At 52.9% G+C, this 26,007-nt stretch carries 19 protein-coding genes; 4 read left to right on the plus strand and 15 right to left on the minus strand.

Annotated features, from left to right (window positions below):
* Window positions 1-2: 2 nt before the first annotated feature.
* The 5 genes from ABD949_RS01425 to ABD949_RS01445 form a co-directional block, all read right to left on the minus strand.
* On the minus strand, window positions 3-2,453 hold the full coding sequence (locus tag ABD949_RS01425) for an ABC transporter permease (protein ID WP_345239876.1): 2,451 nt from the start codon (window positions 2,451-2,453) through the stop codon (window positions 3-5).
* Window positions 2,454-2,533: 80 nt separating this feature from the next.
* Window positions 2,534-4,996, minus strand: coding sequence for an ABC transporter permease (locus tag ABD949_RS01430; RefSeq protein WP_345239878.1), 2,463 nt, complete (start codon window positions 4,994-4,996; stop codon window positions 2,534-2,536).
* Window positions 4,997-5,062: 66 nt separating this feature from the next.
* The gene (locus ABD949_RS01435; RefSeq protein WP_345239880.1) at window positions 5,063-7,498 is read right to left on the minus strand and encodes an ABC transporter permease; all 2,436 of its coding nucleotides are present in this window, start codon (window positions 7,496-7,498) and stop codon (window positions 5,063-5,065) included.
* 45 nt (window positions 7,499-7,543) lie between these two features.
* Window positions 7,544-8,221, minus strand: a complete 678-nt coding sequence (locus ABD949_RS01440) for an ABC transporter ATP-binding protein (protein ID WP_345239882.1) — start codon at window positions 8,219-8,221, stop codon at window positions 7,544-7,546.
* A 14-nt stretch (window positions 8,222-8,235) separates the two neighbouring features.
* Window positions 8,236-9,483: an efflux RND transporter periplasmic adaptor subunit gene (locus tag ABD949_RS01445; protein ID WP_345239883.1), complete on the minus strand. Its 1,248-nt coding sequence runs from the start codon at window positions 9,481-9,483 to the stop codon at window positions 8,236-8,238.
* Between the two features lie 372 nt (window positions 9,484-9,855).
* Between ABD949_RS01445 and ABD949_RS01450 the strand changes: the two genes are divergently transcribed.
* Window positions 9,856-11,199, plus strand: coding sequence for a sigma-54-dependent transcriptional regulator (locus tag ABD949_RS01450; RefSeq protein ID WP_345239885.1), 1,344 nt, complete (start codon window positions 9,856-9,858; stop codon window positions 11,197-11,199).
* 69 nt (window positions 11,200-11,268) lie between these two features.
* Window positions 11,269-12,600 (plus strand): sensor histidine kinase, encoded by a 1,332-nt coding sequence (locus tag ABD949_RS01455; protein ID WP_345239887.1) that lies wholly within the window; start codon window positions 11,269-11,271, stop codon window positions 12,598-12,600.
* Between the two features lie 3 nt (window positions 12,601-12,603).
* Here the strand turns inward: ABD949_RS01455 and ABD949_RS01460 are convergent, their stop codons facing one another.
* From ABD949_RS01460 to ABD949_RS01495, 8 genes are all read right to left on the minus strand, one after another.
* On the minus strand, window positions 12,604-13,209 hold the full coding sequence (locus tag ABD949_RS01460) for a Uma2 family endonuclease (protein WP_345239889.1): 606 nt from the start codon (window positions 13,207-13,209) through the stop codon (window positions 12,604-12,606).
* Between the two features lie 98 nt (window positions 13,210-13,307).
* The gene (locus tag ABD949_RS01465; RefSeq protein ID WP_345239891.1) at window positions 13,308-16,268 is read right to left on the minus strand and encodes a serine hydrolase domain-containing protein; all 2,961 of its coding nucleotides are present in this window, start codon (window positions 16,266-16,268) and stop codon (window positions 13,308-13,310) included.
* Window positions 16,269-16,358: 90 nt separating this feature from the next.
* Window positions 16,359-17,525: a trans-sulfuration enzyme family protein gene (locus ABD949_RS01470; protein WP_345239893.1), complete on the minus strand. Its 1,167-nt coding sequence runs from the start codon at window positions 17,523-17,525 to the stop codon at window positions 16,359-16,361.
* 101 nt (window positions 17,526-17,626) lie between these two features.
* A complete protein-coding gene (locus ABD949_RS01475; RefSeq protein ID WP_345239895.1) occupies window positions 17,627-18,949 on the minus strand; it encodes an APC family permease in 1,323 nt (440 codons plus the stop codon).
* Between the two features lie 84 nt (window positions 18,950-19,033).
* Window positions 19,034-19,216 carry a hypothetical protein gene (locus tag ABD949_RS01480; RefSeq protein WP_345239896.1) on the minus strand — a complete coding sequence of 61 codons (183 nt, stop codon included), beginning with the start codon at window positions 19,214-19,216 and terminating at the stop codon, window positions 19,034-19,036.
* Complete coding sequence (locus ABD949_RS01485) at window positions 19,213-19,674, minus strand: PIN domain-containing protein (RefSeq protein WP_345239897.1); 462 nt, start codon at window positions 19,672-19,674, stop codon at window positions 19,213-19,215. Before ABD949_RS01485 ends, ABD949_RS01480 begins: the two co-directional genes overlap by 4 nt.
* Before the next feature lie 7 nt (window positions 19,675-19,681).
* Window positions 19,682-19,939: a hypothetical protein gene (locus ABD949_RS01490; RefSeq protein ID WP_345239898.1), complete on the minus strand. Its 258-nt coding sequence runs from the start codon at window positions 19,937-19,939 to the stop codon at window positions 19,682-19,684.
* A gap of 68 nt (window positions 19,940-20,007) precedes the next feature.
* Window positions 20,008-21,243 carry a nucleoside recognition domain-containing protein gene (locus ABD949_RS01495; RefSeq protein WP_345239900.1) on the minus strand — a complete coding sequence of 412 codons (1,236 nt, stop codon included), beginning with the start codon at window positions 21,241-21,243 and terminating at the stop codon, window positions 20,008-20,010.
* A gap of 221 nt (window positions 21,244-21,464) precedes the next feature.
* Here ABD949_RS01495 and ABD949_RS01500 point away from each other — a divergent pair, with 221 nt between their 5' ends.
* On the plus strand, window positions 21,465-22,055 hold the full coding sequence (locus ABD949_RS01500) for a M15 family metallopeptidase (protein ID WP_345240047.1): 591 nt from the start codon (window positions 21,465-21,467) through the stop codon (window positions 22,053-22,055).
* A gap of 72 nt (window positions 22,056-22,127) precedes the next feature.
* Here ABD949_RS01500 and moeB read toward each other — a convergent pair whose 3' ends face one another.
* Window positions 22,128-23,252, minus strand: a complete 1,125-nt coding sequence (moeB, locus tag ABD949_RS01505) for a molybdopterin-synthase adenylyltransferase MoeB (protein ID WP_345239902.1) — start codon at window positions 23,250-23,252, stop codon at window positions 22,128-22,130.
* 267 nt (window positions 23,253-23,519) lie between these two features.
* Between moeB and ABD949_RS01510 the strand changes: the two genes are divergently transcribed.
* On the plus strand, window positions 23,520-24,059 hold the full coding sequence (locus tag ABD949_RS01510; protein WP_425576714.1) for a DinB family protein: 540 nt from the start codon (window positions 23,520-23,522) through the stop codon (window positions 24,057-24,059).
* A gap of 49 nt (window positions 24,060-24,108) precedes the next feature.
* Here ABD949_RS01510 and aspS read toward each other — a convergent pair whose 3' ends face one another.
* Window positions 24,109-25,905: an aspartate--tRNA ligase gene (gene aspS, locus ABD949_RS01515; protein ID WP_345239904.1), complete on the minus strand. Its 1,797-nt coding sequence runs from the start codon at window positions 25,903-25,905 to the stop codon at window positions 24,109-24,111.
* Window positions 25,906-26,007 lie beyond the last annotated feature (102 nt).

Genomic DNA, 26,007 nt, shown 5'->3' on the forward strand with positions numbered 1-26,007 from the left:
TATCACTCCGACCTCAGCGAGGTAACCGGGTTCATCAACGCGGCTCTGATACTTTGGTAGCTAACGGTCAGGAAGGCGATCAGCACGGCGACTGTACCAGCGGCTACAAACATCCACCAGGGGATGTCGACACGATAGGCAAAATTTGCCAGCCATTGGTTCATCGCCCACCAGGCAATCGGTGAGGCTATGATTATGGCAATCAGGACCAGCTTCAGAAAGTCCCAGCTCAGCATCGAGACGAGATTGGGGACAGAAGCTCCCAGTACCTTGCGCACACCAATTTCCTTAAAGCGCTGCTGCACCATGAACGTCGCCAGGCCGAACAGACCCAGACAGGCAATCAGGATAGACAACGAGGTAAACAGACCAAACAGGTTTCCGAAAATCTGCTCGGAGCGGTACATTTCCGCAAACTGATTGTCGATAAAGTCATATTCAAACGGCCAGTCGGGCGCTAAACCCTGCCACTTTGTTTTGAGGAAGTCGAGGGTAGCTGCCATGTTTTCGGGACGGGCGCGTACGACAAGGCTGGTGAAGTCGGCCGGGTAGATGTGCAGCACCATCGGCTCAATTTTCTGGTGGAGCGATTTGTAGTTAAAATCACGCACTACGCCAATAACCTTCCCGCGTTTAATTGAGTCGGCGGGCGTTTTGGGAGACCATTCCTTCCACAAGATTTCTTTACCCAGCGCATTCTCCGGTTTACCCCAGCCCAGAAACTGCACCGCCGTTTCGTTCAGAATAAAAGCTTCTTCCGCATCTGTTCCGAACTTCCGGGAGAAGTCCCGCCCGGCTACTACCTGCATACCCAGGGTGGACACGTATTCATAGTCCACCAGAAACATATTCGTCGAAATATCCTTATCCTGCCCCGGCAGCTTAATTCCGTCGCCGGCAAACATACCGCCCGGGATACCGTAGCAGGCCGTAGCCGCCGTAATGTTCGGGTTGCGCAGCAGTTCCTGCTTGATGTTCTCGAAGCCTTCGCGCATGGCTTTGCCCCGCAACGGCAGCACCACAGCCTGCTCCCGGTTAAAGCCCAAATCCTTTTTCTGAATAAACTTGAGCTGACTAAACACAATACCGGTGCCGATAATCAGGATAGTGGATACCGTAAACTGAAGCACCACCAGCGTCTTGCGCAGCGAGTACCCAGCCCGGCTCCCCTTACCGACAGCCCCTTTCAGCACCTTTACCGGCTGAAAGGCCGACAGGAAGAACGCCGGGTAAATCCCCGCCAACAAGCCTACCACCAGGGTAGCCCCCAGAACACTACCGATAAAGGTCGGGTTAAGTGCCTCCTGAAAGGATAAACGTTTACCCATCCATTGGTTGAAAAGCGATAACCAGACCTGCGCGATGCCAATCGCTACCACCAGGGCCAGCAGGGTCAACAGGACAGATTCGCCAAGGAATTGCCGGACAAGTTGTATACGGTCGGCTCCAACTACCTTGCGCAAACCAACTTCCTTCGCCCGCTGCATCGACCGGGCAGTGGAGAGGTTCATGAAGTTGAAGCAGGCAATCAGCAGGGCAAACAGCGCAATAACGGCAAAGGCATATATGTGGTTGATGTTGCCTTTTTTGGCATAGTCATATTCCAAATCTGCCGAATACAGGTGAATGTCCTTGAGCGGCTGCAACCGGGTGGTATACCGCATATCGCCACGATCCAGCTCCGGCTTGGCTTTTTCGTTCAGGAACGCCGGCAGCTTAGCTTCCAGGGCACCCGCACTGGCTGATTTACCATCCCGGTTCTCCTGCAGCACAATGTACGTATTGAATTGCTGCCAGGTCCAGTTCTCCAGCCGCTTTGGGTCTGATACGAAAGTCTTTAACGTCGTAAAGGAACCGATGCAGGTCGCTTTCAGGTGCGAATGTTCGGGAATATCCTTCATTACACCGGTTACGCGCATTTTGAGTTCTCCGGCAATGTTCAGGATTTTGTTCAGCGGGTCCTGGTCGCCAAAGTACCGCTTCGCCATCGATTCGGTAATCACCAGCGTATTCGGTTCTGCCAGTGCTTTGGTCGGATTACCCCGCGTCAGCGGAAAGGAGAAGACTGAGAAGAAGGTAGAATCAGCTAAAAGCACATCCGGCTCCAGAAACCGCTTGTCTTCGTAGCTGAATAAAATCTCACCCCCGTTGGTCAATGAAAGCACCCGGGCACTCTCCTCCACTTCCGGAAAGGTAGCTTTCAGGGCAGGCCCATAGGCCGGTGGCGTCATGGCCATCTGGTTATCCCGCCCCTGCGAATAGCGATTGTTGACGAGCCGGTAGATGCGGTCGGCTTTGGCATGAAACGCATCGTACCGGAATTCATCCTGAATGAACAGGATGATGGCCAGACAGCAGGCCAGGCCAATGGATAAGCCGATTATGTTGATAAACGTAAACGACTTATGCCGCATGAGGTTGCGGAGAGCGATTTTTAGGTAGTTTCTTAGCATGGGTTTCAGTCTTCAGTGGGCGGTAGGCAGTTGCTTGGCTGGTATTTTCTGCAAACTGCCAACTGCCTACTCCTATATACCTACTCTGCTCTCAGGCTCTTCACCGGATTCATCAATGCTGCCTTAATACTCTGGAAACTGACGGTGACGAAGGCGATGAGGACCGCCAGCGCACCGGATACCACGAATACCCACCACGGAATGTCAATCTTATAGGCAAAGTTTTCCAGCCACCGGTTCATGGCGTACCAGGCAATCGGCGAGGCAATGAGGATGGCGATAAAGACTAATTTCAGGAAGTCTTTTGACAACAGGAGCACAATGTTAGCGGTGGTTGCACCCAGCACTTTTCGCACGCCAATTTCCTTGGTTCGTTGCTGAGCCGCGAAGGCCGCCAGACCAAAGAGGCCCAGGCAAGAAATCAGGATAGATATAATGGTGAAGTAGCTAACGATGCGGGATGTACGCGCTTCAGCCTGGTAGTTTTTCTGGAAGTCTTCGTTCAGGAACGTAAACTCAAACGGTTCGTCGGGCCGCAGGGCCTTCCATTTCTGCTCCAGGAAGCCGAGCACATTCTGCATATTCGCCGTATTAACGTGTACTATGATGTAATTGAAGCTCGGCCTTCTCTTCAGAAAGAACGCATACGGCTGGATGGTCTGGTGCAGATTCTCAAAATGAAAATCTTTAACCACACCGACTATCTCAAAACCATCGCTATCGAACGTAGTCATGAGTTTTTGACCAATGGCATTCTCCACAGGAATCTGAAAATCCCGCAGTAGGGCTTCATTGACTACCATTCGGTTGGTTGTGTCGCCCGGAAAATCACGGGAGAACATCCGGCCTTTTTCCAACTGAAAGCCCATGGTTTGCAGGTAATCATAATCCACCCAGTTCGTGTGGACGTCGACTCCCTGGTTAACAGGCTGGTCGGGCCGGTGGAGAATCCAGTCACTGGCGTTGAAGATACCAGGGTAATACTCTGTCCCGGAAGCGCCCACCACCTGATTGTTCCGGAGTACCTCATTCCGATACGCAGTATAGATACCCCTCGACTCCTCGCTGCGGAACGGAATCGCAATCTGCTGGTCCTGCGTGAAGCCCAGCGACTTATTACGCATATACTTCATTTGCTCCTGGATTACGAACGTGGCCAGGACCAGCCCTACCGATACCACAAACTGGAATACCACCAGTCCTCTGCGCAAGGCAACTGCCGAAAGCGAATTGACAAACTTCCCCTTAAGCACCTGAGCCGGGTTGAACAGCGACAGGAAGAACGCTGGGTAACTGCCTGCAATAAGTCCCGTGAGCAAGGCCAGCAGCAGGAACGTCAGCAGGATAGTTGGTTCAAACAAATCAGATAGTTGCAGGAGTTTGCCGGCCATCTGATTGAACAGCGGCAGCATTATAATAACCAGCACCAGGGCAATAACGAACGCCAGCAGGGTCAATACCATTGACTCTCCCAGGAACTGCCTGACCAACGCCCCCTGTTCGGCCCCCATCACTTTCCGGATACCTACCTCGGCCGCTCGCTTGGCCGAACGAGCCGTAGAGAGGTTCATGAAGTTGATACAGGCAATCAGCAGGGTGAAGATAGCAATGGACGCCAGAATGTACAGGTAGGTGGTGGTATTCGTCGGCGTTACCACATTGTTAAACTGACTATGCAGGTGCAGGTCTTTGACCGATATCAGAAAAAGATTTTTATCACCGCCCTGCTTTTTCAGGTCCTCGCGGGCGTATTTCTCAATAAAAGCCGGAAACTTCTGCTCCAGTTGTTGCGGATTGGACGGTTCGCCGTTGCGACCGGGTTTCAACCGCAGGTACGTATAAAACATGTTGTTGTTCGCGAAATCCAGCCTTCCTTCCCGCAGAAAACTACCGACCCACCCGGCATAAAGTGGCACAAAAAACCGGGCGTCGATGTGCGACTTGGCCGTTGCATCCCGATAGACACCCGTTACTTTAAAGTTTTCGCCAGAACCAGCGGTACCACTAATGCGAATGATTTTGTCGAGGGCTGGGGCATTGCCAAACAGCTTCTGAGCCACTTCTTCTGACAATACAATGGACCGTGGGTCTTTGAGCGCCGACTTCGGATTACCTTCGGTAAACTGGTAGGAGAATAGGTCGAAAAACGTAGAATCGACCTGATAGCCTTTAGTTTCGTAAAATGAGACAACTGGTTTGCCTTGCTCGCGCACCTGCAACAGCGCTTTTTCGTCGATGAGGTTCACCCATAACCGCGTGACTTCCTCAATCTCTGGGTACTCCGATTTCAGCGTAAAGGCATACGGTGCCGAGCCGGTAGCGTATTCTTCACCGGTACCCTGACCGAGTGTCGCTCTGGAGCCCAGCATATACAGGTTATCGGCATGTTCGTGGTGCTTGTCGTACGACAGTTCGCTGCGGATGTACAGCAGCAGCAGCATACAGCAGGTCATCCCCACCGACAGCCCCAGAATATTGATTGCCGTGAAGGACTTACTCCGCAGCAGGTTCCGAACGGCGATTTTGAGATAGTTTCGTAGCATGGTTAATAGGGATTGGTTGTAGGGGCCAGCGGGACCGGTGCGCCGGAGCGACGGACCCCTACAATGTCACTCCGAACGCAGTGAGGTAACCGGGTTCCTCAGCGCGGCCTTGATACTCTGGAAGCTTACCGTCACAAAGGCAATCAGCACGGCCAGCAGGCCCGCCAGCGCAAATACCCACCACTCAATATCAATCTTGAAGGCAAACTCCTGGAGCCATTTGCTCATACCCCACCATGCCAGCGGAGAGGCAATGATGATGCCGACCAGTACCAGCTTCAGGAAGTCGCGGGAGAGCAGGGCCACAATGCTGAAAACGCTGGCCCCCAGCACTTTCCGTACGCCGATTTCCTTGGTGCGCTGCGTCATGACCATGATGGCAATCGCGAACAGACCCATGCACGAGAGGATTATCGCCAGGACGGCGGCACTCATGAAGATCTGCGACATACGCTCTTCTGACCGGTACTGCCGGTTGGTGTTTTCGTCTAAGAATGTGCCGAGGAACGTCGACTTCGGGGCTACCTCAGCCCAGGTCTTCTTCAGCAAGTCCATGGTGGCCGGTGCATTGTCCGGCGCAATCTTAACAAAGATGTAGTTGACCGGCCAGTCCGTATCGATAAAAAACGTAATCGGGTTAATGCTCTGCTTCAGGGACTCGAAGTGATAGTCTTTCACAACGCCCACTACCTGCATGGGTGGCTGTCCGTCGTTAATGTTCAGCAGGGTTCCAATCGGATTTTTCTCAGCCAGTTGTTTCGCCATGGCCTCGTTGATCACAACGGCGGTGGTGGTATCCGTAGCAAACTCGCGGGAGAAATCGCGGCCGGCCAGCAACTTCAGATCAAGCGTTTTAATATAATCATAATCGACCCGGAGGTAGTGGGAGCGTACCCCCCGGTTCTTGTAATCGAAGCCGATAATGGAGGTGTATGTCGATCCATCGGTGCCCCGGCCCAGATTCCGACTGGTGCCGGTAATGCTTAAGATACGGGGTTGTTGAGCCAGTTTGTCGCGCATCAGTTCCAGGGCTTTCTGGCCGCTTACGCCACTACCCACGGGAATACTGACTACCTGGTTCTGATTATACCCCAACGGCATGCTGCGCAGAAAGGAGATCTGCTGCCAGACAATGAGCGTGCAGACAATCAGAAAGGTAGCAATGGCGAACTGTACCACCACCAGGGTGTTCCGCAGGCCGCCCGCACTAGCCGACGAACTCCGGGCCGACGAAATTTTTCCTTTCAATACCTCAATGGTATTAAACCGGGCCATAAACAAAGCCGGATAACCACCCGCCAGAATCGTAACCAGCAGGAAAGCCCCCAATATGGACAGCAGAACGATCGGGTCTTTATACGAAGCCAGCGAGAGCGCATTGTTGAACAGCTTTTTGTACTCAGACAGCAAGCCAAAAGCCATCAGGCCGCCGAGACCCAGGGAGAACAGGCAGATTATGAGCGCTTCGCCCCAGAACTGGAAAGCCAGCTGCATTTTGAGCGCTCCCAACACTTTCCGCATCCCAACTTCTTTTGAGCGGGTCAACGAACGGGCCGTCGACAGGTTAATGAAGTTGATGCAGGCAATCAGCAGGATCAAGCCGCCAATCACCAGCAGTAAATACAGATAAACCGGCTTTATGGCCGAAACGGTATCCCCTCCCACTTCTGCGTTGAAGTGCATATCACGCATAGGTAACAACCGAAAACTGGCCAGGTCGCCGTTTTCATCGGCCTGTGCCCCATCACGCTTCAGATTGCGCAGGGTCTCAACCAGGTATTTACTGGTAAATGGGCGCAGACGCTGTTCAAAAGCCGCTTCGCTTACCTTTTCGTCAAGCTGCAGGAAAACAGAATGGTACTGGCTGTCCCACTGATCTTTGCTGGCCTGATAATTCGGATTTAGCTCGAACCGGCCCAGCACCTCAAACTGGACACTGGAGTTCTCCGGCAGATTGGCCATTACGCCAGAGACAATAAACGGCTGCCATGTATCGGTCAGCAGGAGCGAAACCGTTTTACCAATGGGATCTGCACTGCCGAACAGATCGGTAGCTACCTTTTCGGTCAGCACCACACTGCTCAGGCTGTTCAGCGCGGTATTGGCGTCGCCCTTAATCAGCGGAAAGGTAAACATCTGCAGAAAATCCGGGTCTACCAGCCGGACATTTTTGCCCATCTCCTTATCTCCTACCCGAACCAGCCCACCGGCATCAACAATCCGGGAGATCCGTCGTACCTCGTTCGGAAACTCCTTCTGAACCGCCGGGGTGAACGGCGCCATCAGGACAGTCCCTTTCTGGTCCGTTCCAAGTTGATTATACACCCGGTACAACGTCTTACCGTTGGCGTGGAAGTTGTCGTACGAGAACTCGTGGTAGACCGTCAGAAACAGCAGCAGGCACACGCCGAAAGCAACAGACAGGCCGACAATGTTAACGGCGGCATAGGCTTTATGCTTCAGCAGGTTGCGGAACGCGATTTTCAGGTAGTTGAGGAACATAGTGGTGTGGAGATGTCAAAACCGCCGGGCAGCCGGCGGTTTTGCTTATACGTGGAAATTCTCGGTTACAACTTTACCGTCGAACAGGTTGACAATGCGATGCGCGAAGCCGGCATCGTAGGGGGAGTGCGTTACCATAATGATGGTGGTTCCCTCTTCATTCAGTTGCAGCAACAGTTTCATTACCTCTTCGCCGTTGGCCGAGTCGAGGTTACCCGTCGGTTCATCGGCCAGAATCAGCTTGGGCTTGGCCACTACGGCACGGGCAATGGCCGTACGCTGTTGCTGACCACCGGATAACTGCTGCGGGAAGTGATTGCGCCGGTGCATGATGTTCATGCGGGTGAGGGCTTCTTCCACGCGGGCTTTGCGCTCGGCGGCATCTACTTTCAGGTACAGCAGGGGCAGCTCGACGTTTTCATACACCGTCAGTTCATCAATCAGATTGAAGCTCTGGAATACGAACCCAATAGAGCCTTTGCGGAGTTGGGCCCGCTGCCGCTCTGACATTTTAGACACCTCCGTGCCGTAGAAATGATACTCGCCCTCACTTGGATTATCAAGCAGGCCTATGATGTTCAGCAGGGTTGATTTGCCGCAACCGGACGGCCCCATGATGGCTACGAATTCGCCATCCTGAATATCCATATTAATACCATGCAGGGCCGTAGTTTCTACTTCTTCGGTAGAAAAGATTTTTTGTAGGTTATTGGTACGTATCATTGGTGTATGAATGATTAAAACTCTAATACTTCGTTATTGCCAAAGTTCTCATACGAGGAGGTAATGACCTGGTCGCCGGGCTCCAGTCCTTCCAGCACTTCAAAATACTCGGGGTTCTTCCGGCCCAAGGTAATATTCCGCTTTACAGCCCGCTTGCCCGAGCGGTCAACGACATAAACCCAGTTACCACCGGTGTCGGAGAAGAAGCCACCAACCGGCAGCAGGGTAGCTTTAGATGCTTTGCCCAGTTCAAGGCGGATGGGTGACGACTGCCCCCGCTTGATGCCATTGGGTGCACCTTTCGCGAAGATCATGTCCACTTCAAACCGGCCGTTCCGTACTTCGGGGTATACGCGGCTGATCTCCAGGCCGTGCGTACCGCCCCCAAAATCAAACGAACCTTTCAGGCCGGGGAAGATGCGGGAAATATAGTGCTCGTCGATGCCGACACGCATTTTAAACCCATCCAGGTCGTCAATCTGACCAATGTTCTGGCCCTGATTAATATTGGAACCCACTTCAACATCCATGGTCGACAGCAGACCCGCTACCGGAGCACGCACTACGAGGTTTTCCAGCGTCTGCTGCCAGAGTGCCACGTTTCGTTGCGTGCGGGCCAGGGTGCCTTCCAGTTGCTTGATCTGTAGTTTGGCGTTTTCTTCCTGGTATTGCTGCGATTCTATTTCAATCTGGCGTTGCTTCTCCAGCCGCTCATATGTCCGTTTGGCGGTCAGGTAGTCCTGCTCAGGAATAGCTTTATCTTTAAAGAGTTTAGCCTGGCGCTCGTAGGTGTCTTTAGCCTGGTCCAGGTTAAACTCCAGCTCCGACAGGTTCCGGCGCAGGGCAAAGCGCTCTACTCTCAAACGCTGACGGGTATTTTGTAAGTCGTTTACCAGTCGGTTGGCTTCGGTCTCCGATTGCAGGAAGTTTAGTTTCAGGGTCTGATTTTCCAGTCGGAGCAGAATCTGACCTTTGTCGACCATGCTACCACCTTCTACCATTTTTTGGGTCACGTACCCACCCACTACGGCATCGAGCCGGATGGTCTTCAGCGGCTGAACAACGCCCGTTACGGCGATAAATTCTTCAAAGGGCCCTTCGGCAACGGTGGAAACGGTTATTTTATCTTTCTCAACGTTGAGTTTTGACCGATGATCGGCCAGCAGGAAGCTGTAAACCAACAGAGACGCCAGCAGCAATCCGCCAACGGTTAAAGCGATGCGTTGTGAAGTCCAGAATCGTTTTGGTAAGACGCGGTCCATTACTGATTTATTACTTAATTGATGAATTATCAAACGATGATTGAGTAGTAAAGAAATACTAAATTACCATTTCTTTGCTGAACCATAGAATGCCAATTGCCGTGCCAGCCTAAAAAATGGCTTGATTTTCAACAACTTGCAGCGTTTATAATGAATAATTCTGTCCAGATGCGGACAAAATCACGTCCGAAAACGGACACCGCCAGAAATGTCTTATCTTGCAATTTATTGAGAATGAACACCCCGGCTAAATAGGTACATCTTTTGTACGATACATGGCACGGCAACAAGCTGTTAGACCGAATACTATAATTGACTAAGACTTTCCACCACTGCCAAAACACAGCTATGTAGCTGTGTATAAATAAAGTTATGTCTAAAATACTGGTTATAGACGACGACGTTGATGTGTTGAGTGCAGCCCGTCTGTTATTGAAACGTCATTTCGGACAGGTTGATATTGAGAAGAACCCCGAGCGAATTCCTTTCCTGATCAATAATACGCAGTACGATGTGGTGTTGCTGGATATGAATTTCGAGCGGGACAACAGCAGCGGCCGCGAAGGCTTTCTGTGGCTCGACCGGATCCTGGACATCAACCCCCAGGTTGCCGTGGTGCTGATTACCGCCTATGGCGATGTCGAAATGGCCGTGCGGGCGATTAAATCAGGGGCTACCGATTTTATTCTGAAACCGTGGGAAAACGATAAACTGCTTAGCACGCTACAGTCGGTCATAGAGGTACGTCAGCAGCGCCTGGATAAAGCCGAAGGCAAAGCTACCCGGTCCGGCAACCTGCCCAATATCATTGGCAGCAGCCCGGCCATGCGGCAGGTGTTCGATACCATTGAGCGCATCGCCGAAACCGATGCCAACGTCTTGATCCTGGGCGAAAACGGTACCGGCAAAGACCTCATTGCGCGGGCGATTCACCAGCGCTCCCACCGGCGCGACAAGCCCTTCGTGAGCGTAGACCTGGGCGCTTTAAGCGAGACGCTCTTTGAAAGTGAACTCTTCGGTCACGTTCGCGGAGCCTTCACCGACGCCCGCGATGACCGCGCCGGTCGATTCGAGGAAGCCAACGGCGGTACCATTTTCCTGGACGAGATCGGGAATATTACCCAACCGCAGCAGGCCCGGCTGCTTACCGTGCTACAGCAACGGATGGTTACGCGGGTCGGTGCCAACAAACCCAAAGCGGTTGATGTACGGCTTATCTGCGCGACTAATTCCCCCATCTATCAGCGGGTTGCCGATAAATCCTTCCGGCAGGATTTGCTGTACCGGATCAATACCATTGAACTGGATCTGCCGCCCCTGCGTGAACGCGTGGAGGACATTGTGCCGCTGGCCGAGCATTTCCTGAAACAATACCGCAAACAATACAACCGGCCGGTAAACTCCCTCAGTCCTGCGCTGGTAAAGCAGATGCAACAGTACCCCTGGCCCGGCAACGTGCGCGAGTTGCAGCACGCCATTGAGCGGGCCATTATTCTGGCGCGGAGCAATACGCTGCAACCGGAAGACTTCTTCTTCAGTGCCACCCCGGCCGCTACCGAAGCGCCGTTCCGCGAAAACCTGCAACTTGAGGATATGGAGAAGCGAGCCATTCAGAAAGCGCTGGCCAAATTCAACGGCAACATCACCGAAGTAGCCCGGGAGCTTGGTCTGTCTCGGCAGGCGCTGTACCGGCGGATGGAGAAGTATGGGATGTAGGGCGCAATGATGAATGATTAATGATAAATGCATTTTACTCAATCCGGCGGCACCGGATGAAATCAGGCAATGAGGAGCTTTAGCGTAGGTATCATCTGGCGGCTGGTTCTGATCAGCATTGTTATCGGCGGCATTATGTATAGCTGGATTCAGCAGTACAGTACGCTGCTGCTTGTTGTGCTGTTTATTATCTTCTCGTCATTATTTCTCAGCCTATATCACTACGTCACCAGCACAAACCGCAAACTAACGCGATTCCTCGAGTCCGTTCGGTATTCAGATTTTGCCGTAGCCTTCAAGGCAGACGACAAACTGGGCGGCAGCTTCCGGGATTTAAACCAGCAATTCAACGAGGTACTGGAGGCCTTCCGGCAGGCCCGCGCAGAAAAGGAAGCCAACCTGCACTACCTGAATACGTTTGTCCAGAACGTCAGTGTGGGCCTGCTGTCGTTCGATGCGTCGGGTAATGTGGAGTTGATTAACCAGGCCGCCCTCCGACTGCTGGGCATTTACCGTCTGCGCAATCTGAGTGAACTGCACACCGCTCACCCCCGCCTGGAGGAAATACTGCGAACCGGCAAATCGGGAGAACCCACCATTTACCAGACCAGTCATGAGCAGGAGTTATCCATCCGCTGTGCAACGGTCCGGCTCCGGGGTCGCCCCATCACAGTTTCGTCGATCCAGAACATCCGGACGGAGCTTCAGGAGAAAGAACTGGAAGCCTGGCAAAACCTGACCAAGGTACTTCGCCACGAAATCATGAACTCGGTCACGCCCATTGTGTCGCTGGTGGGTACCATGCAGGATATCGTTAACATGGAGTTGGCCGATGGTATAGCTCCAGCCGAGTCGGTGAGTGACTTACGCGAGGCCCTGAGCACAATTGAGCACCGTGGCCGGGGTATTATGCGGTTTGTGGAAGCGTACCGGAACTTCACGGCTATTCCGCAACCGCGTTTCAAGGAGGTATCGGTCGATGATCTGCTAAAGAATGTTATTCATCTGGTACAGCCTGACCTACAGAAAGCACAGATTATTCTGAAGACAGAACCAGTACCAGTACCCATAATCATCTTCGCCGATGGTGAACAGATCGAAATGGTGCTGCTTAACCTGGTAAAGAATGCTGTAGAGAGTTTCAACGGCCACGCGAAAGGGAAAGAGATTCACATCGACGCCAATACCATAGACGGCAGAACCACCATCCGGGTGTCAGATAACGGACCCGGAATCGAGCCGGAAGCGCTGGAGAAGATTTTTATCCCTTTCTTTACCACCAAAAAGACTGGTTCGGGAATTGGTCTCAGCCTCTCCCGACAGATTATGCAATTGCACGGCGGTCAGCTTAAAGCGATATCTACGCCAGGAGAAGGCAGTACGTTCTCGTTGATTTTCTGAGGCTTAGCGGAGTAGGTTCAAGTCGAAGGTAAAGCCAGGCAAAACGTCCTCATCAGCTAATTGATTATCAAAACCCTGCACTACCTGCACGGAACCATCAGGACGGTAAACACGGGCTTGCTCGGTTTTGGGGTTAATCAGCCAGGCCAGCCGGCAACCGTTCTCCAGGTACTCCTGCATTTTGCCGGTTGCGTCCTTCAGATTATCGGAATCACTCATGAGTTCCACCACGAAGTCTGGGCAGACGGGCGGAAACTTGTCCTGCTGTTCGGCGGAGAGGACTTGCCAGCGGCCGGTACTGACCCAAGCTGCATCTGGTGAGCGAATAGCCCCGTTAGGCAGTTTAAACCCGGTGGAGGAGTCAAAAACAACGCCACTCCGTACCGAACGATTCCAGATATTTAAATCGGTCAATAGTTCTGAATTTCGCTTGCCCGTGTTACCTCCAGTTAATGCCATAATGATAATATTCCCCTGGGGGTCACGTTCAAATTTAAAATCCGGATTCTCCTGACAAAAGAAGAAAAACTCCTCCTCCGTCATGGACAGCATCCGGTCCGGTAACTTCAGACGACCCGGCCCCTCAAACGTACGCGAACTTAGTATCATAGTACCCGGCGATTTATGGTCAATATACAAACAAATCCGGCAATAGGTCACCTCACTTAGTTGTTCTGCTGCCGGCTTTTTGCATTATTCTATACCGCTTAAAGCGCTAATGGCGTACTCCGGCGAATGGCCTTGTACAAGGCGTCACCCACCTCCTGCCGTATGTTTAACTGGCTGATTTTGTTATTATTCCGGGTAGGATAAACCCGGTTCGACAGAAAAACGTACGTTAAGTTGTAGGTTGGGTCAATCCAGGTAAAGGTTCCCGTAAAGCCGGAATGGCCGAAACTGTCCGGACTGGCACTCCGGGGGGCATTGCCTGAGTATTTGAACGAGGGCTTTTCGAAACCCAGGCCCCGGCGGCTGCCCGATTCGGGAAACTGGTAGCGGGTAAACTCCGCCAGGGTTGCGGGGGAGATGTACTGCTCACCCCCGTAATAGCCCTTTTGCAAGTACATCTGCGTCAGCTTCATCAGGTCGTTGGCGGTACCGAAGAGGCCTGCATGGCCCGATAATCCATCAAGCATAGCCCCTCCTTCGTCGTGTACCCGGCCATGAATTAATGTCTTGCGAAACAGCGAATCGCGCTCGGTTGGTACAATACGCTCCAGCGGGTAGAACCGGCGGGGATTAAAGGTCAGCGTGGTTGCGCCCAGCGGACGGTAGAAGGTTTTCTTCAGGTAATCCTCAAAATCCATCTTGGTCAGCCGCTTTACAATTTTCGGATACAGGTAAAAAGACAGGTCACTGTAGACGTATTCTTTCTTCCCGCTTACCGGTGAGTTCTTAATCTGCTCGTAAATATAGTCCGGGTACTTACGGAACAGGAACAGGCTGTCGGTTACCTCAATCGGGTACCGGCGCGAACGGGTGGTCGCGAAGGTATTCGGTTTGAAGGTGCCATCCGTATTTTTTGTTTCCATCCAGAACGGAATCCAGGCTTTCAGACCGGCCTGGTGCGTAAGCACGTCCCGCCAGACCAGATTCGCCTTGTTCGACTTTTTATAGCCGGGCATATAATCCGCCATGGTTTTGTTCACATCGAATTTGCCCTCATCCACCAGCCGCATCAGCGCCGGTGTCGACGTGCTGATTTTGGTCACGGAGGCCATGTCGAACAGGTCGTCAAGCCGGGTCGGTTCGTTGCCTTCGTAGGTGTGTTTGCCGTACGCTTTCCGGAAAATCACCTTGCCGTCTTTCGCCATCTGCACTACACCACCGGGGAACGCTTTAATAGCAATACCCGCGTTCACGATTGAATCTACCTTCTGCGTCAGCAGTTTCGAATCCACACCCACTTCTTCCGGAATGGTGTACTTCAACCGGCCGATGGATTGGGTCGGAATACCAGCGCCCCGGCGGTAGCGCTCATTTACCGTGACGGGCAGCTTCCCTTCCGCGCCGACAGCGCCAAAAATCAACTGCGCCGACAAATCTTCGCCATAAGCCCAGGGTTGATAGCTGGTGACAATAGCCCGGGCCTGCTCCAGCCCCGGCAGTTTGTCCAGCGCGTAGGCATTGCCAAACACGGCCACTACGGCTTTGCCGGTGGCCGCCAGATTCTGTACCAGTTCGGCCGTGCGGTTCTGCATACCGTAACGGGCACCCGGCCGGATATTATTCAGATGTACGCCCACCAGCACCAGGTTATAGTTCTTCAACGCATTCTGCACCTGCGCAATGGTCGAGTCAGCGCTGCGCGACGACAGCGTAAAGTGGTCGATTTGGGTGTAGTTGCCGGCCATCTGCTGAAACACGGTCGGGCGGTCGGCTTCTACCGATACGGAAGCGATTCGCAGGGTATCGAGGTCGCGCAACGGCAGCAGGTCGCGGTCGTTCTTCAGGATGGTCAGACTAGCCTCCGTCAGCCGCCGGTTAATCAATTCGGAAACAGGCTGGTTTAAATCAGCTGTTAAGTTTTTCAGATTAATAGGCTTGTATTGGTTAAGGCCCGCCCAGGCCTTCGCCTTCAAGACTTTTAAGCAGCGGGCGTTGATGGAGGCCTGCGTCAAACGACCCTCTTCAATCGCCTTTTTCACCTCGGCAATCGCCCTCCCGACATCTTCGGTAAACTCCAGCACATCCATCCCCGCTTCCAGACCCAGGCGGTCGGCCAGGCCGGCCGGGTAGAATTTGGTCAGGCCTTTCATGTTCATGGCATCCGAGAAAATCAGTCCCTGGAAGCCAAGCTCATCTTTCAGCAGGCCGGTTACAATGGCGGGCGATAACGTTGAGGGACGGTTACGGGTGGTATCCAGCGCCGGTATGCTCAGGTGGGCGACCATGACACCGGTTGCTCCTGCTTCCACCAGTTTCTTAAACGGATAAATTTCCAGGCTGTCGAGCCGGGTCCGGTTATGGGTAATTACCGGCAAATCGTAGTGGGAGTCGGTACCGGTATCGCCGTGACCGGGAAAATGCTTGATAGACGTCAGGATGAAATTGTCCTGCATCCCCTTCATATACGCCAGCGACTTCCGAACCACCGCTTCTTTATCCTCGCCGAACGACCGGAAGTTAATAACCGGATTGTTGGGATTGTTATTGACATCGGCAACCGGCGCAAAGTTTATCTGAACGCCCAACCGACGGGCCTGCCGGGCAAAGTCGACGCCCATTCTATAAATTAGGTCGTCGTGGCCCTGCATGGCTCCTAATGTCATCTGATACGGGTAGCGCACGGTACTGTCGAGCCGCATGGCCAGCCCCCATTCTGCATCCATGGCAATAAACAGGGGTACCGACGACACCGCCTGGAGCCGGTTTGTCAATCGGGCCTGCCGTACAGGCCCGCCCTGAAAGAAAACAACACCCCCCAACTTGTATTGCTTTACCAGATTCACCAGCGAGTCTTCGTACACCGGCGTCCGGTTGGAGTATCCCGCGACCATGATAAGCTGCGCAATACGCTCGTCGGGCGTCATGGCGTTAAACACCGAATCGGCCCATTGCGAAGGCGACCGGAGAAAGGAAGGTGTTGTATATACCGTTTGCGCATAGCCCTGCAGCACAGCCATCAAACTAAACAAGAGCGTCAGAATGCGCCGATTAACTTTCATCAGATGGATTGGGTTAATATAGAATCTGCAAAATTAAGAAAAGAAATTGGGGACAGAAGACCGATAACTAGATCATTGGAGACAACTATACTATACGTTTATACGATTTAACGCCTGCTTCAGGTCTTCCAACAGCGCAGATGTCTCCTCCAGCCCTATATATAAACGAATTAGGGTGAAATTAGTATCCCCAGGCTCTGCCTCTCCTGTTGGGTACGTCACGCTGGCCGGGAAGACCAGCGACTCGTGTCCACCCCAGGAAACGCCCAATAAAAAACGTTTCAGCGAGTTGGCAAACGCATCAACTACCTCCATTCGGTCTGTATGTAAGGCCATGGTCAGCAGGCCTCCGCAACCGGTCATCTGCTGCTGGGCCAGTTCGTACTGCGGGTGCGAGGGCGAAAAAGGATAATACACCCGCCGGACGACCGGATGCTGCTCCAGGAATTCTACAATCATTTTCGCACTCCGACTCGACTGGGCCAACCGCAGGGGTAAGGTGCGCAGGCCACGCAGCATCAGCCAGGCGTTCATCGGCGAAATAATTCCGCCCAGCGTCATAAATTCTGAATAAAAAATTTTTCGAATCATCTCCTCCGAGCCACAGATGACACCCGCTACCAGGTCGGAGTGGCCGCCAATGTACTTAGACGCAGAATGCAGCGTAAGGTCAATACCTACCTTGATCGGCTGCTGATAAATTGGCGTGCTGTAGCTATTGTCGATCATCGTGACAATACCCCTGGCCTTGGCTAACCGGGCCACGGCCGCTATATCCTGCAGCTCAAATGTAAAAGAGTTGGGCGATTCCAGATAAATGACTTTGGTGTTCGGCTGAATGGCCTTCTCGAAGTTAGCGACATCTGTACCATCGACAAACGTGGTCGTTACGCCAAAGCGGGGCAGCAGGTCACGCATCAGCCGGAGCGTCCAGCTGTATGGTTTTGCCACCGATACAATATGGTCGCCCTGGGCTACATTGGCCAGTACCGCCGAAGCAATGGCGGCACTACCACTGGCCAGCACCAGGGCCTCCTCCGCGCCTTCCAGAGCCGCCAGCTTTTTGCACAGAATCTGCACGGTAGGGTTGTTACCACGGGTGTAAAACGGCACAGCGTGCTCCTGCACCATATCCCGGCGCATGGTGGCTACGTCGGGGAAGGTGAAATTGCTGGTCTGGATAATGGGTGGCGCAATGGCGTTGAAGTAATTCACGCGCTCTTCGCCGAGTTCATTGAGGATGTAGGACAGGTCCATCTAAGCAATTGGGCGATTGGATGATTGAGTGATTGAGTGAGTCATGGCCTGAGTGGCAGAACTTGAAATCAGGTAAAAACTAAATTATCGCTGTAAGCGTCTCAGAACACTTTTTTGAGCAGGTGATACAGCGGCCAGCCGCTCAGAAACAGCCCCCAGCCGATAGCGGCCGGCACGGGGTCACTGATGATGACATTGACCGAAACAATAAGCAGGAAGCCCACAAAAATAATGGGCAGCAGGGGGTATGGTTTTACCCGGTAACCCGTATGCGTATCCTGCCCTTTCGCCCGGCGCCGGAAGACAAACAGCGTAGCAGCCGCACTGGCCAGGGCGAGGCTGTCAATCGACATCACGTAGCTAACAATCTTCTCAAACGTGCCCAGAAAGAACAGCGACAGCAGCATGATGGCCACCAGAAACGTCAAGGCAAATTCCTGCGTCTGGGTGCGGCTGTTTACCCGTTTGAAAATAGGCGGCAGAATACCATCTTCCGCCATAGCATAATACACCCTCGGCAAGGATAGCAAACTGGCGTTCAGATACCCCAGCACCGAAATAAAAATTGCCAACGAGAAAAAGGTAAAGCCTTTTTCCCCGAACAGCGCTCGTGCCAAATCGGCCGCTATGAGTTTGGAATTTGCCAACCCTTCAAAGCCAAGCTGCCGGTAGTAGGCGTAATTCAGTCCCAGATACAGCGCCATAATGAGCAGTATCCCGGCAATGATGCCCTTCGGGGCATTGCGGGCTGGGTTTTTGATATCCGCCCCGAAGTTCAGCACCTGCTGGTACCCGCCGTAGGTATAAAACACCGCAATCAGACTGACGGCAAACGTACCTACGACATGTATGTCGTTATTACTTCCAGCCCCAATTGGAGCAGCCGACGAAACAGGCATTGACGCCGGGGAAACAAACACCCCCAGGCATAACACCAGCATCAGCACCACTTTCAGGCCACTCAGCAGGTTCTGGGTTCGGGCTCCCGAACGAATACCCAACAGGTTGATGACGTAAAACACCAACACCGTAACGATAGCCGTGCCCTGCACACCGACCGGTCCGCGCAACGATTCCGGCAGCAACGGGTTGATGTATTCCGCGCCAATCAGGGCCACGCCGACGTTACCGGCTCCGTAGGTCAGCACAATCACCCAGTTAAGCATAAAGGCAAACACCGGGTGAAAGGCATCCGAGATGAGTTTGTAAAAGCCCCCGGCCACGTGGTAGCGCGAGCCGATTTCGGCAAACGTCAGCGCCCCGCACAAACTCACCAGCCCTCCCGCAATCCAGGCGGCAAAGAATACCGTCGGCGTCCCCGCCGATTGGGCAACAATAGCAGGTGTACGGAAAATACCAATGCCAATCACCAGACTAACCACAATCATGGTCAGGTCGAAGGCGGAAAGTTTGGGCTGAATCATGAGGAAGATTTTAGACGCTGGACGTTAGACCTGTTCCTACTATTGACGTCTGGATTCTAAAGTCCAGCGTCCAGTATCCAGACATTAGCCTCCGCGTTTAGTCCGTCTGGTGGATGATTTAGCTTTTTTTTCAGCCTGTTCTTTGTCATACTCCGCCTTATGCCGCTTCTCGGCCGCCAGGTTGCGGTACAGGCCGTTCAGCACGTACAAATCATCTATTTCGTCGATGAGTTTATGCAACTCGTCACGTACCTGATTTATGTTCATACAGTTGGATTATCGGGTAAATTATCATTCAGGCTTAACAACTCCTCTAAAGTGATAACGTTTGTAAAGCCATTTGTCTGTAAACCGTTGCTGAGTTGTTTATCTTTAGTAAGAAGCGGCAGTTGCAATTCCAATGCGAGTGCCACATACGGTGTATCATTAGGGTCTACTCCCTTACACAGCATAAAAGCCTGATAGAATGACTGTGAGGAAATTAGCAGCGTTGGTACAACAGTGATATGGGTAAACAGAGCCAAGGCAAACTCTTTCAGTTCGTAGGGCGTTTGCCTGGTCTTCTGCTTAATGACGGCCTCATACTTCTGTAGCTCGGTCAGCGCAAAGTCAGGCACAAAGATTCGAATCTTTTCGAAGATAAGTGCTTTTCGGCCGCTAATAAGGTAACTGAAGATGAGATTGACGTCGGCAACAAGTTCAGGGGGCAGAGTGGATACAGCCATTCACAGGTTATGATTCGGGATGAAGAGCTTCGAGTGGCAATTTGTCGCTAATCTGATGTTTATACTCCTCCCATGCTGTTTTCCTGGCCTCTCTAGTCAATTCGTCACCATCTAAACCTGCCTTGCTCAAAACAGCTTCCAGCTTAATGGCTTTTATACGCAACGTTTCCCAATCCAGTTGCTTTTGTAACTGCTCCTGAATAGCCATTGCGCCGTAATGCGCAATAACTTCGTCGCTAACCTGAACTTGTATTGTAGTCATCATCGTAAATAAAATACTCTGCCACTAGAACCTGCCTCTGTTTAAATATAACGATTTCGGACCGTGATTTCTTAATGAAAGAAAAAGTAGCCCAGCGCGATACCCGCCAAAACCCCGGCAAAGTCGGCGATAAGACCAGCCAGAATAGCATACCGCGTTTTCTTGATGCCTACTGAGCCGAAATACAGCGCCACAATATAAAATGTCGTATCGGCGGAGCCCTGGAAAATACAGACCAGCCGGCCAACGAACGAATCCGGGCCGAACTGCTTCATGGCATCGATCATCAACGCCCGCGCCCCACTGCCGCTGAGCGGCTTCATGAGCGCTACCGGCAGGGCATCTGTAAAATCAGTGTTCATGCCGGTAAGGCCAAACAGGTATTTGAGACCACCGACCAGATAGTCCATGGCCCCGGCATTGCGAAAAGCCCCAATCGCGACGAGCATCCCCACCAGATACGGAATAATGCGCACGGATGTTTCAAACCCACCTTTGGCTCCTTCAATAAACGTACTGAAAATGTCTACTTTCCGCCGGAGGGCGCCCAGCAGAAACGCCACAATGATGGACAATAGCAGCACGTTACCGACTACTTTAGACACCTCTTCAATCTGCTCTTTTGGCAGCGACGACAGGTACCACAGGGCCAGCGCCAGAAAGGCCGTGATGCCCCCCAGCCAGCCAATAACCACCCGGTTGAACAGGTTCAGCCGCTGAATGGCCGCGACTATAGCTACGCTGACCACCGTGGTTACGTAGGTGCCAATGAGGCAGGGAATGAAAATATCGGATGGGTCTTTGGCACCCAGGATGGCCCGCTGGGCCATGATGCTGAGCGGAATAATGGTCAGGCCGGAGGTGTGCAGCACCAGAAACATTATCTGGGCGTTGGAGGCCGTGTCCTTATCCGGGTTCAGTTCCTGAAGGCTCTGCATGGCGCGCAGGCCGAAGGGGGTAGCCGCATTGTCGAGGCCGAGCATATTGGCCGAGAAGTTCATGATCATCTCGCCGTTGGCCGGGTGGTTGCGGGGGACTTCGGGAAATAGTTTATGAAAGAACGGCCCGATGATGCGTGCCAGCAGATTGATGGCTCCGGCTTTTTCGCCGATATTGAGCAGGCCCAGGAAAAAAGCCATAACCCCCGCCAGCGGCAGCGCGATGTCCATGATCGCTACCTTTGCCGAATCGAATAAGCCCTCAACAATGACCTGGAAGATGGCGGTGTCGCCAAGAAAAATCAGTTTAAAGAGTGCAATGACAAACGCTACAATAAAAAATGCAACCCAGATGTAATTTAACGCCATGTTCTGACAGGGAAATATCGTAGCAAAGTAGACCGTTTTTTGTTAAATCGCAATCCATGTCCGGGCCAGCATCCCTGCTGGCTTAGCCTTCATCCCAAATCGTACAGTCATCAATGACCCGGCTTACCTCCCACACCCGACCCTGCCTACACCCCCTGCTCATCTTTTCTCTTCTCCTTTCCCCCTTGCTCCTGCTCGCCCAACCCAAACTCGAACAAACCATGATCCGGCAGGGATTGGTGGACATTCAGAGGATCGATCCCACGATTCTGGTAGAGCTTAAGTACTCTACCCGCGACAACTTTGTCGGCGTTGATGTATACGGCGACCTCACGCGGGCCTACCTGCAACCGATGGCAGCCCGCAAACTCGCCCAGGCCAGCACCTACCTGAAACAGCAGCGACCTGACCTGCGGCTGCTGGTCTACGATGCCGCCCGGCCGCTGAGTGTTCAGCAAATTTTGTGGGATACCCTGAAAGTGCCGCTGAAAGATAAGGCAAAATACGTGGCTGACCCGAAGGAAGGCTCTATCCACAACTACGGTTGCGCCGTAGACCTGACCATCGCTACCGCAGCCGGCAAGCCGTTGGACATGGGTACCAAATACGACTTTTTCGGGGTGCTGGCCTATCCGCCCAGAGAAGAAGAAATGCTAAAAGCAGGGAAGCTCACACCGCAGCAGGTTGCCAACCGCCGACTGCTCAGGTCGGTGATGAACCGGGCGGGCTTCAGCGTCAGCACCACCGAGTGGTGGCACTTCAACGCTATCTCCCGCGCCCGCGCCAAACAAACCTACCAGATTGTTAAGTGATGAATTAAGAGTGAAGCTGACGCAAACAAGTCTTCACTCTTTCTTCATAACCGCCGGGCGGCCCCGTCATCATTAATAAACGGCCATATCCGGCTCTATCTCCCGCGCCCAGGCGTTGATGCCGCCGTCGAGGTTAAAGAGATTGGAAAACTCGCCCTGGGTATAGAGGTAGCTGGCGACATTGGCGCTGCGCATACCGTGGTGGCAATACACAACCACCGGCCGGTCGGTTGGGATGCGCTTGATGTTGTGGGGAATGATGCTGATGGGAATCAGCACCGCACCGTCCAGGTGACACAATTCGTATTCGGGTCGTTCGCGAACGTCCAGCAAAAATATTTCCTCGCCTTTGGAAAGCCGATCGGCCAGTTCGTGAACCGACATCTTTTGCGGACCGGTTACCGGCGCAGCCGACCGCATACCGGCCGCAACGCCCTGGTGAGCCAACTCGTCGGCATCGGCCCGGCGCTTCAGTTTAATTTTGTGGGAAGTCATGGCCAGCAGGTCGACCGTCAGCAGTTCCTGACGAAGCGGCTTACCAATGCCCGTGATGAGCTTAATGACCTCATTGGCCTGATAGGTACCAATTACGCCCGGCAGCACACCCAGCACCCCGGTTTCGGCACAGTTCGGTATTTCGATCTCATTCGGATATTCGGGAAAAAGACACCGGTAAGTAGGACCCCGCTGGCTGTCTCCCAGATCGGCGTTCAGCACGGCTACCTGCCCCTCAAACCGGTGAATGGCTCCGTAAACAAACGGTTTGCCCATGACCACGCAGATGTCGTTGACCAGGTAACGCACTTTAAAATTATCGGTACAGTCAACCACTATATCGTAGTTCTGCACGATAGAGCGGGCATTGCTGTGGTCCAGGGCCAGCGTATGTGTATCGAACGTAATTTCCGGATTAAGCTTCTTCAGGTGGTTAACGGCCATTTTCGCCTTGGGCTGGCCTACTTCATCCGTCGTGTACAACACCTGGCGCTGCAGATTGCTTATGTCTACCGTATCGTGGTCCACTACGCCGATAGTACCAACCCCGGCGGCTGCCAGATACAACAATACCGGGCAGCCCAGACCACCCGCACCAACCACCAGTACACGGGCATTTTTTAACTTTAACTGACCCTCTGGGCCAATCTCGGGAAGGTTCAGGTGTTTCTGATAACGCTGGTGTTCAGACGGAAGAAGCATGTTTCAGGGAGTAGATTTACGTACGTTAATACGTTGCTATTACTCGTTTTAGTTTATAGCCTATGTAATTTAACACTAAATATACTCAGAATGGTGTCAGGTGCCTTCACTTATTTATTTTCCGTCATATCCGATTTCATCAGGATGAGGCAACGGCCCTAACCAGGTAAAACACCGGAGGTAAGCGAACATTCCCTGGCCGGCGGCTTCTTTTTTATACCGGGAATATTTTACTTTGAGTCTTACCTACTTAATACCTGAGTCGATATGAAACGTCAATCATTACCTGCCCTAACCGGCATGCTTACGCTGGTACTGCTCATGCTCACCAGTTTTACTTCCCTCGGACCGGTCAGCCAGATGGTTGCCGACTGGCAGCGGGCGAAAGAGTACACAAAAGAGTACCTCGACGCCATGCCCGAAGACGGCGTCAATTACAAGCCTAATGCGGAGATCCGGACGTTTGCCGAGCAGATGCTGCACCTGGCCAACGGTAACTTCAATTTCGTGGCGGCTGGCAGCGGCAAAGCCAATCCGTATCAGGGCAAAAACCTGGAGAAGATGGAGGAGATGAAAACCAAAGCCGCTTTGTCGAAAGTTGTGCTGGAGAGCTACGACTTTGCCATTGATGCGCTGAAAGGCATGAGCGATGCCCGGATGGGGGAGGCCGTTAAAGTCTTCAACCGCGACATGACCCGCGAACTGGCCTTTGCCAAAGCGTTTGAGCACCAGACCCACCACCGGGGGCAGACAACCATTTACATCCGGATGAAAGGCATTAAGCCACCGAACGAGAAGCTGTTCTAAACAAAAAGGCCGGTTCGATGACCGGCCTTTTTGTTTCTTTAAAAGCAATTTATTTCTTCACAACTCCTATACTTAATTCGTCCAACTGCTTCTGCGCAATAGGCGACGGCGAATCAATCATCACATCGCGGCCGGAGTTGTTTTTCGGGAAAGCAATGAAGTCACGAATGGAATCGGCTCCGCCGAAGAGAGAACACAGCCGGTCGAAACCAAAGGCAATACCACCGTGCGGAGGTGCGCCAAATTCGAAGGCATCCATCAGAAAGCCGAACTGGGCTTTTGCTTCTTCGTCGGAAAAGCCCAGCAGTTTGAACATTTTGGCCTGCAGGTCGCGGTTGAAAATCCGGATAGAGCCGCCACCGACTTCGGTACCATTGATAACCATATCGTAGGCATTGGCCCGGATGGCGCCAAGTTCAATATTATCATTGCTATCGAGCAGGGAAATATCTTCCGGCTTGGGCGACGTAAACGGGTGGTGCATAGCAAACCAGCGGCCCGCGTTAGGGTGCCCCTCTTCTTCACCCCACTCCAACAAGGGGAAGTCCAACACCCAAAGCACTTTGTAATCGTCTGGTTTGCGCAGGCCCAGCCGGGTTCCCATCTCCAGTCGCAACTCATTGAGCTGCTTGCGGGCTTTGGCGGCATCGCCGGAGATAATCAGCATCAGATCGCCGGGCTTGGCCTGGAACGCTACTACCCAGTGTTTCAGGTCTTCTTCTGAGTAGAACTTATCGACGGATGATTTAATGGTACCATCTTCGTTATAGCGAACATACACCAGTCCTTTAGCCCCGATCTGCGGCCGCTTTATCCACTCCGTCAGTTCGTCGATCTGTTTGCGGGTGTAGTTAGCCGCCCCCGGTACATTAATACCCACCACCAGCTCAGCCGCATCGAACACGCCAAAATTTTTACCGGAGGTCAGGTCAATGGTGTCGAACGTTCCTTTCAGTTCCACAAACTGCATCCCGAAACGGGTATCCGGTTTGTCGGAGCCGTAGAACTTCATGGCATCGACGTAGGTCATGCGGGGCACCTCGCCAAGCTCCATACCCTTCACCATTTTGAACAGGTGCCGGATCAGCCCTTCAAACATCTGCAGAATGTCTTCCTGCTCCACAAACGACATTTCGCAGTCGATCTGGGTAAACTCCGGCTGACGGTCGGCGCGCAGGTCCTCATCGCGGAAGCATTTTACGATCTGGTAATAGCGGTCAAAACCCGACACCATCAGTAGCTGCTTGAACGTCTGGGGCGACTGCGGCAGGGCGTAGAATTCGCCGGGGTTCATGCGGCTGGGCACCACAAAGTCGCGGGCCCCTTCCGGCGTCGATTTAATCAGCACCGGCGTTTCCACCTCAATAAAATCCTGCGCATCCATGTAGATGCGGGTATGCTGTGCCATGCGGTGCCGCAGTTCCAGGTTCTTGCGAACAGGGTTCCGGCGCAGGTCCAGGTAGCGGTACTTCATCCGCAGGTCATCGCCCCCGTCGGTATCGTCCTCAACCAGGAAAGGCGGTAATTTGGCGGGATTCAGTACCGTCAGGTTCTTGAGCTGAATCTCAATATCACCCGTGAGCAGATTGGGGTTTTTCGACTTACGCTCGATAACCGTCCCGGTGGCCTGCACCACAAATTCGCGGCCCAGGGAGCGGGCTGCCTCAATAACCTCAGGAGCGGTCTGGTTTTCTTCGAGCATCAATTGCGTGATGCCGTAGCGGTCGCGCAGGTCAATCCAGATCATTCCGCCTTTATCGCGGATGCGCTGAACCCAACCAGTCAGCGTCACTTCGGTACCTACATTCTCAAGGCGGAGTTCTCCGCAGGTGTGCGTTCGCAGCATATTGGTAAATCCGGCGTTTCTGCCGGAAAAAAGTCATAATAGCTCCGGCAAGTCTACCGGTTTTGGTGCCGCAAAGCTACACCAAAACCGGTAGTTCAGCAA

It is taken from the genome of Nibrella saemangeumensis, assembly GCF_039541915.1.
Taxonomy (GTDB): Bacteria; Bacteroidota; Bacteroidia; order Cytophagales; family Spirosomataceae; genus Nibrella; species Nibrella saemangeumensis.

Bases quoted from the DNA above. Each gene is read 5' to 3' on its own strand.
- ABD949_RS01425 (WP_345239876.1), bottom strand. From the start codon at position 2,453: ATGCTAAGAAACTACCTAAAAATCGCTCTCCGCAACCTCATGCGGCAT.
- ABD949_RS01430 (WP_345239878.1), bottom strand. From the start codon at position 4,996: ATGCTACGAAACTATCTCAAAATCGCCGTTCGGAACCTGCTGCGGAGT.
- ABD949_RS01435 (WP_345239880.1), bottom strand. From the start codon at position 7,498: ATGTTCCTCAACTACCTGAAAATCGCGTTCCGCAACCTGCTGAAGCAT.
- ABD949_RS01440 (WP_345239882.1), bottom strand. From the start codon at position 8,221: ATGATACGTACCAATAACCTACAAAAAATCTTTTCTACCGAAGAAGTA.
- ABD949_RS01445 (WP_345239883.1), bottom strand. From the start codon at position 9,483: ATGGACCGCGTCTTACCAAAACGATTCTGGACTTCACAACGCATCGCT.
- ABD949_RS01450 (WP_345239885.1), top strand. From the start codon at position 9,856: ATGTCTAAAATACTGGTTATAGACGACGACGTTGATGTGTTGAGTGCA.
- ABD949_RS01455 (WP_345239887.1), top strand. From the start codon at position 11,269: ATGAGGAGCTTTAGCGTAGGTATCATCTGGCGGCTGGTTCTGATCAGC.
- ABD949_RS01460 (WP_345239889.1), bottom strand. From the start codon at position 13,209: ATGATACTAAGTTCGCGTACGTTTGAGGGGCCGGGTCGTCTGAAGTTA.
- ABD949_RS01465 (WP_345239891.1), bottom strand. From the start codon at position 16,268: ATGAAAGTTAATCGGCGCATTCTGACGCTCTTGTTTAGTTTGATGGCT.
- ABD949_RS01470 (WP_345239893.1), bottom strand. From the start codon at position 17,525: ATGGACCTGTCCTACATCCTCAATGAACTCGGCGAAGAGCGCGTGAAT.
- ABD949_RS01475 (WP_345239895.1), bottom strand. From the start codon at position 18,949: ATGATTCAGCCCAAACTTTCCGCCTTCGACCTGACCATGATTGTGGTT.
- ABD949_RS01480 (WP_345239896.1), bottom strand. From the start codon at position 19,216: ATGAACATAAATCAGGTACGTGACGAGTTGCATAAACTCATCGACGAA.
- ABD949_RS01485 (WP_345239897.1), bottom strand. From the start codon at position 19,674: ATGGCTGTATCCACTCTGCCCCCTGAACTTGTTGCCGACGTCAATCTC.
- ABD949_RS01490 (WP_345239898.1), bottom strand. From the start codon at position 19,939: ATGATGACTACAATACAAGTTCAGGTTAGCGACGAAGTTATTGCGCAT.
- ABD949_RS01495 (WP_345239900.1), bottom strand. From the start codon at position 21,243: ATGGCGTTAAATTACATCTGGGTTGCATTTTTTATTGTAGCGTTTGTC.
- ABD949_RS01500 (WP_345240047.1), top strand. From the start codon at position 21,465: ATGATCCGGCAGGGATTGGTGGACATTCAGAGGATCGATCCCACGATT.
- moeB (WP_345239902.1), bottom strand. From the start codon at position 23,252: ATGCTTCTTCCGTCTGAACACCAGCGTTATCAGAAACACCTGAACCTT.
- ABD949_RS01510 (WP_425576714.1), top strand. From the start codon at position 23,520: ATGAAACGTCAATCATTACCTGCCCTAACCGGCATGCTTACGCTGGTA.
- aspS (WP_345239904.1), bottom strand. From the start codon at position 25,905: ATGCTGCGAACGCACACCTGCGGAGAACTCCGCCTTGAGAATGTAGGT.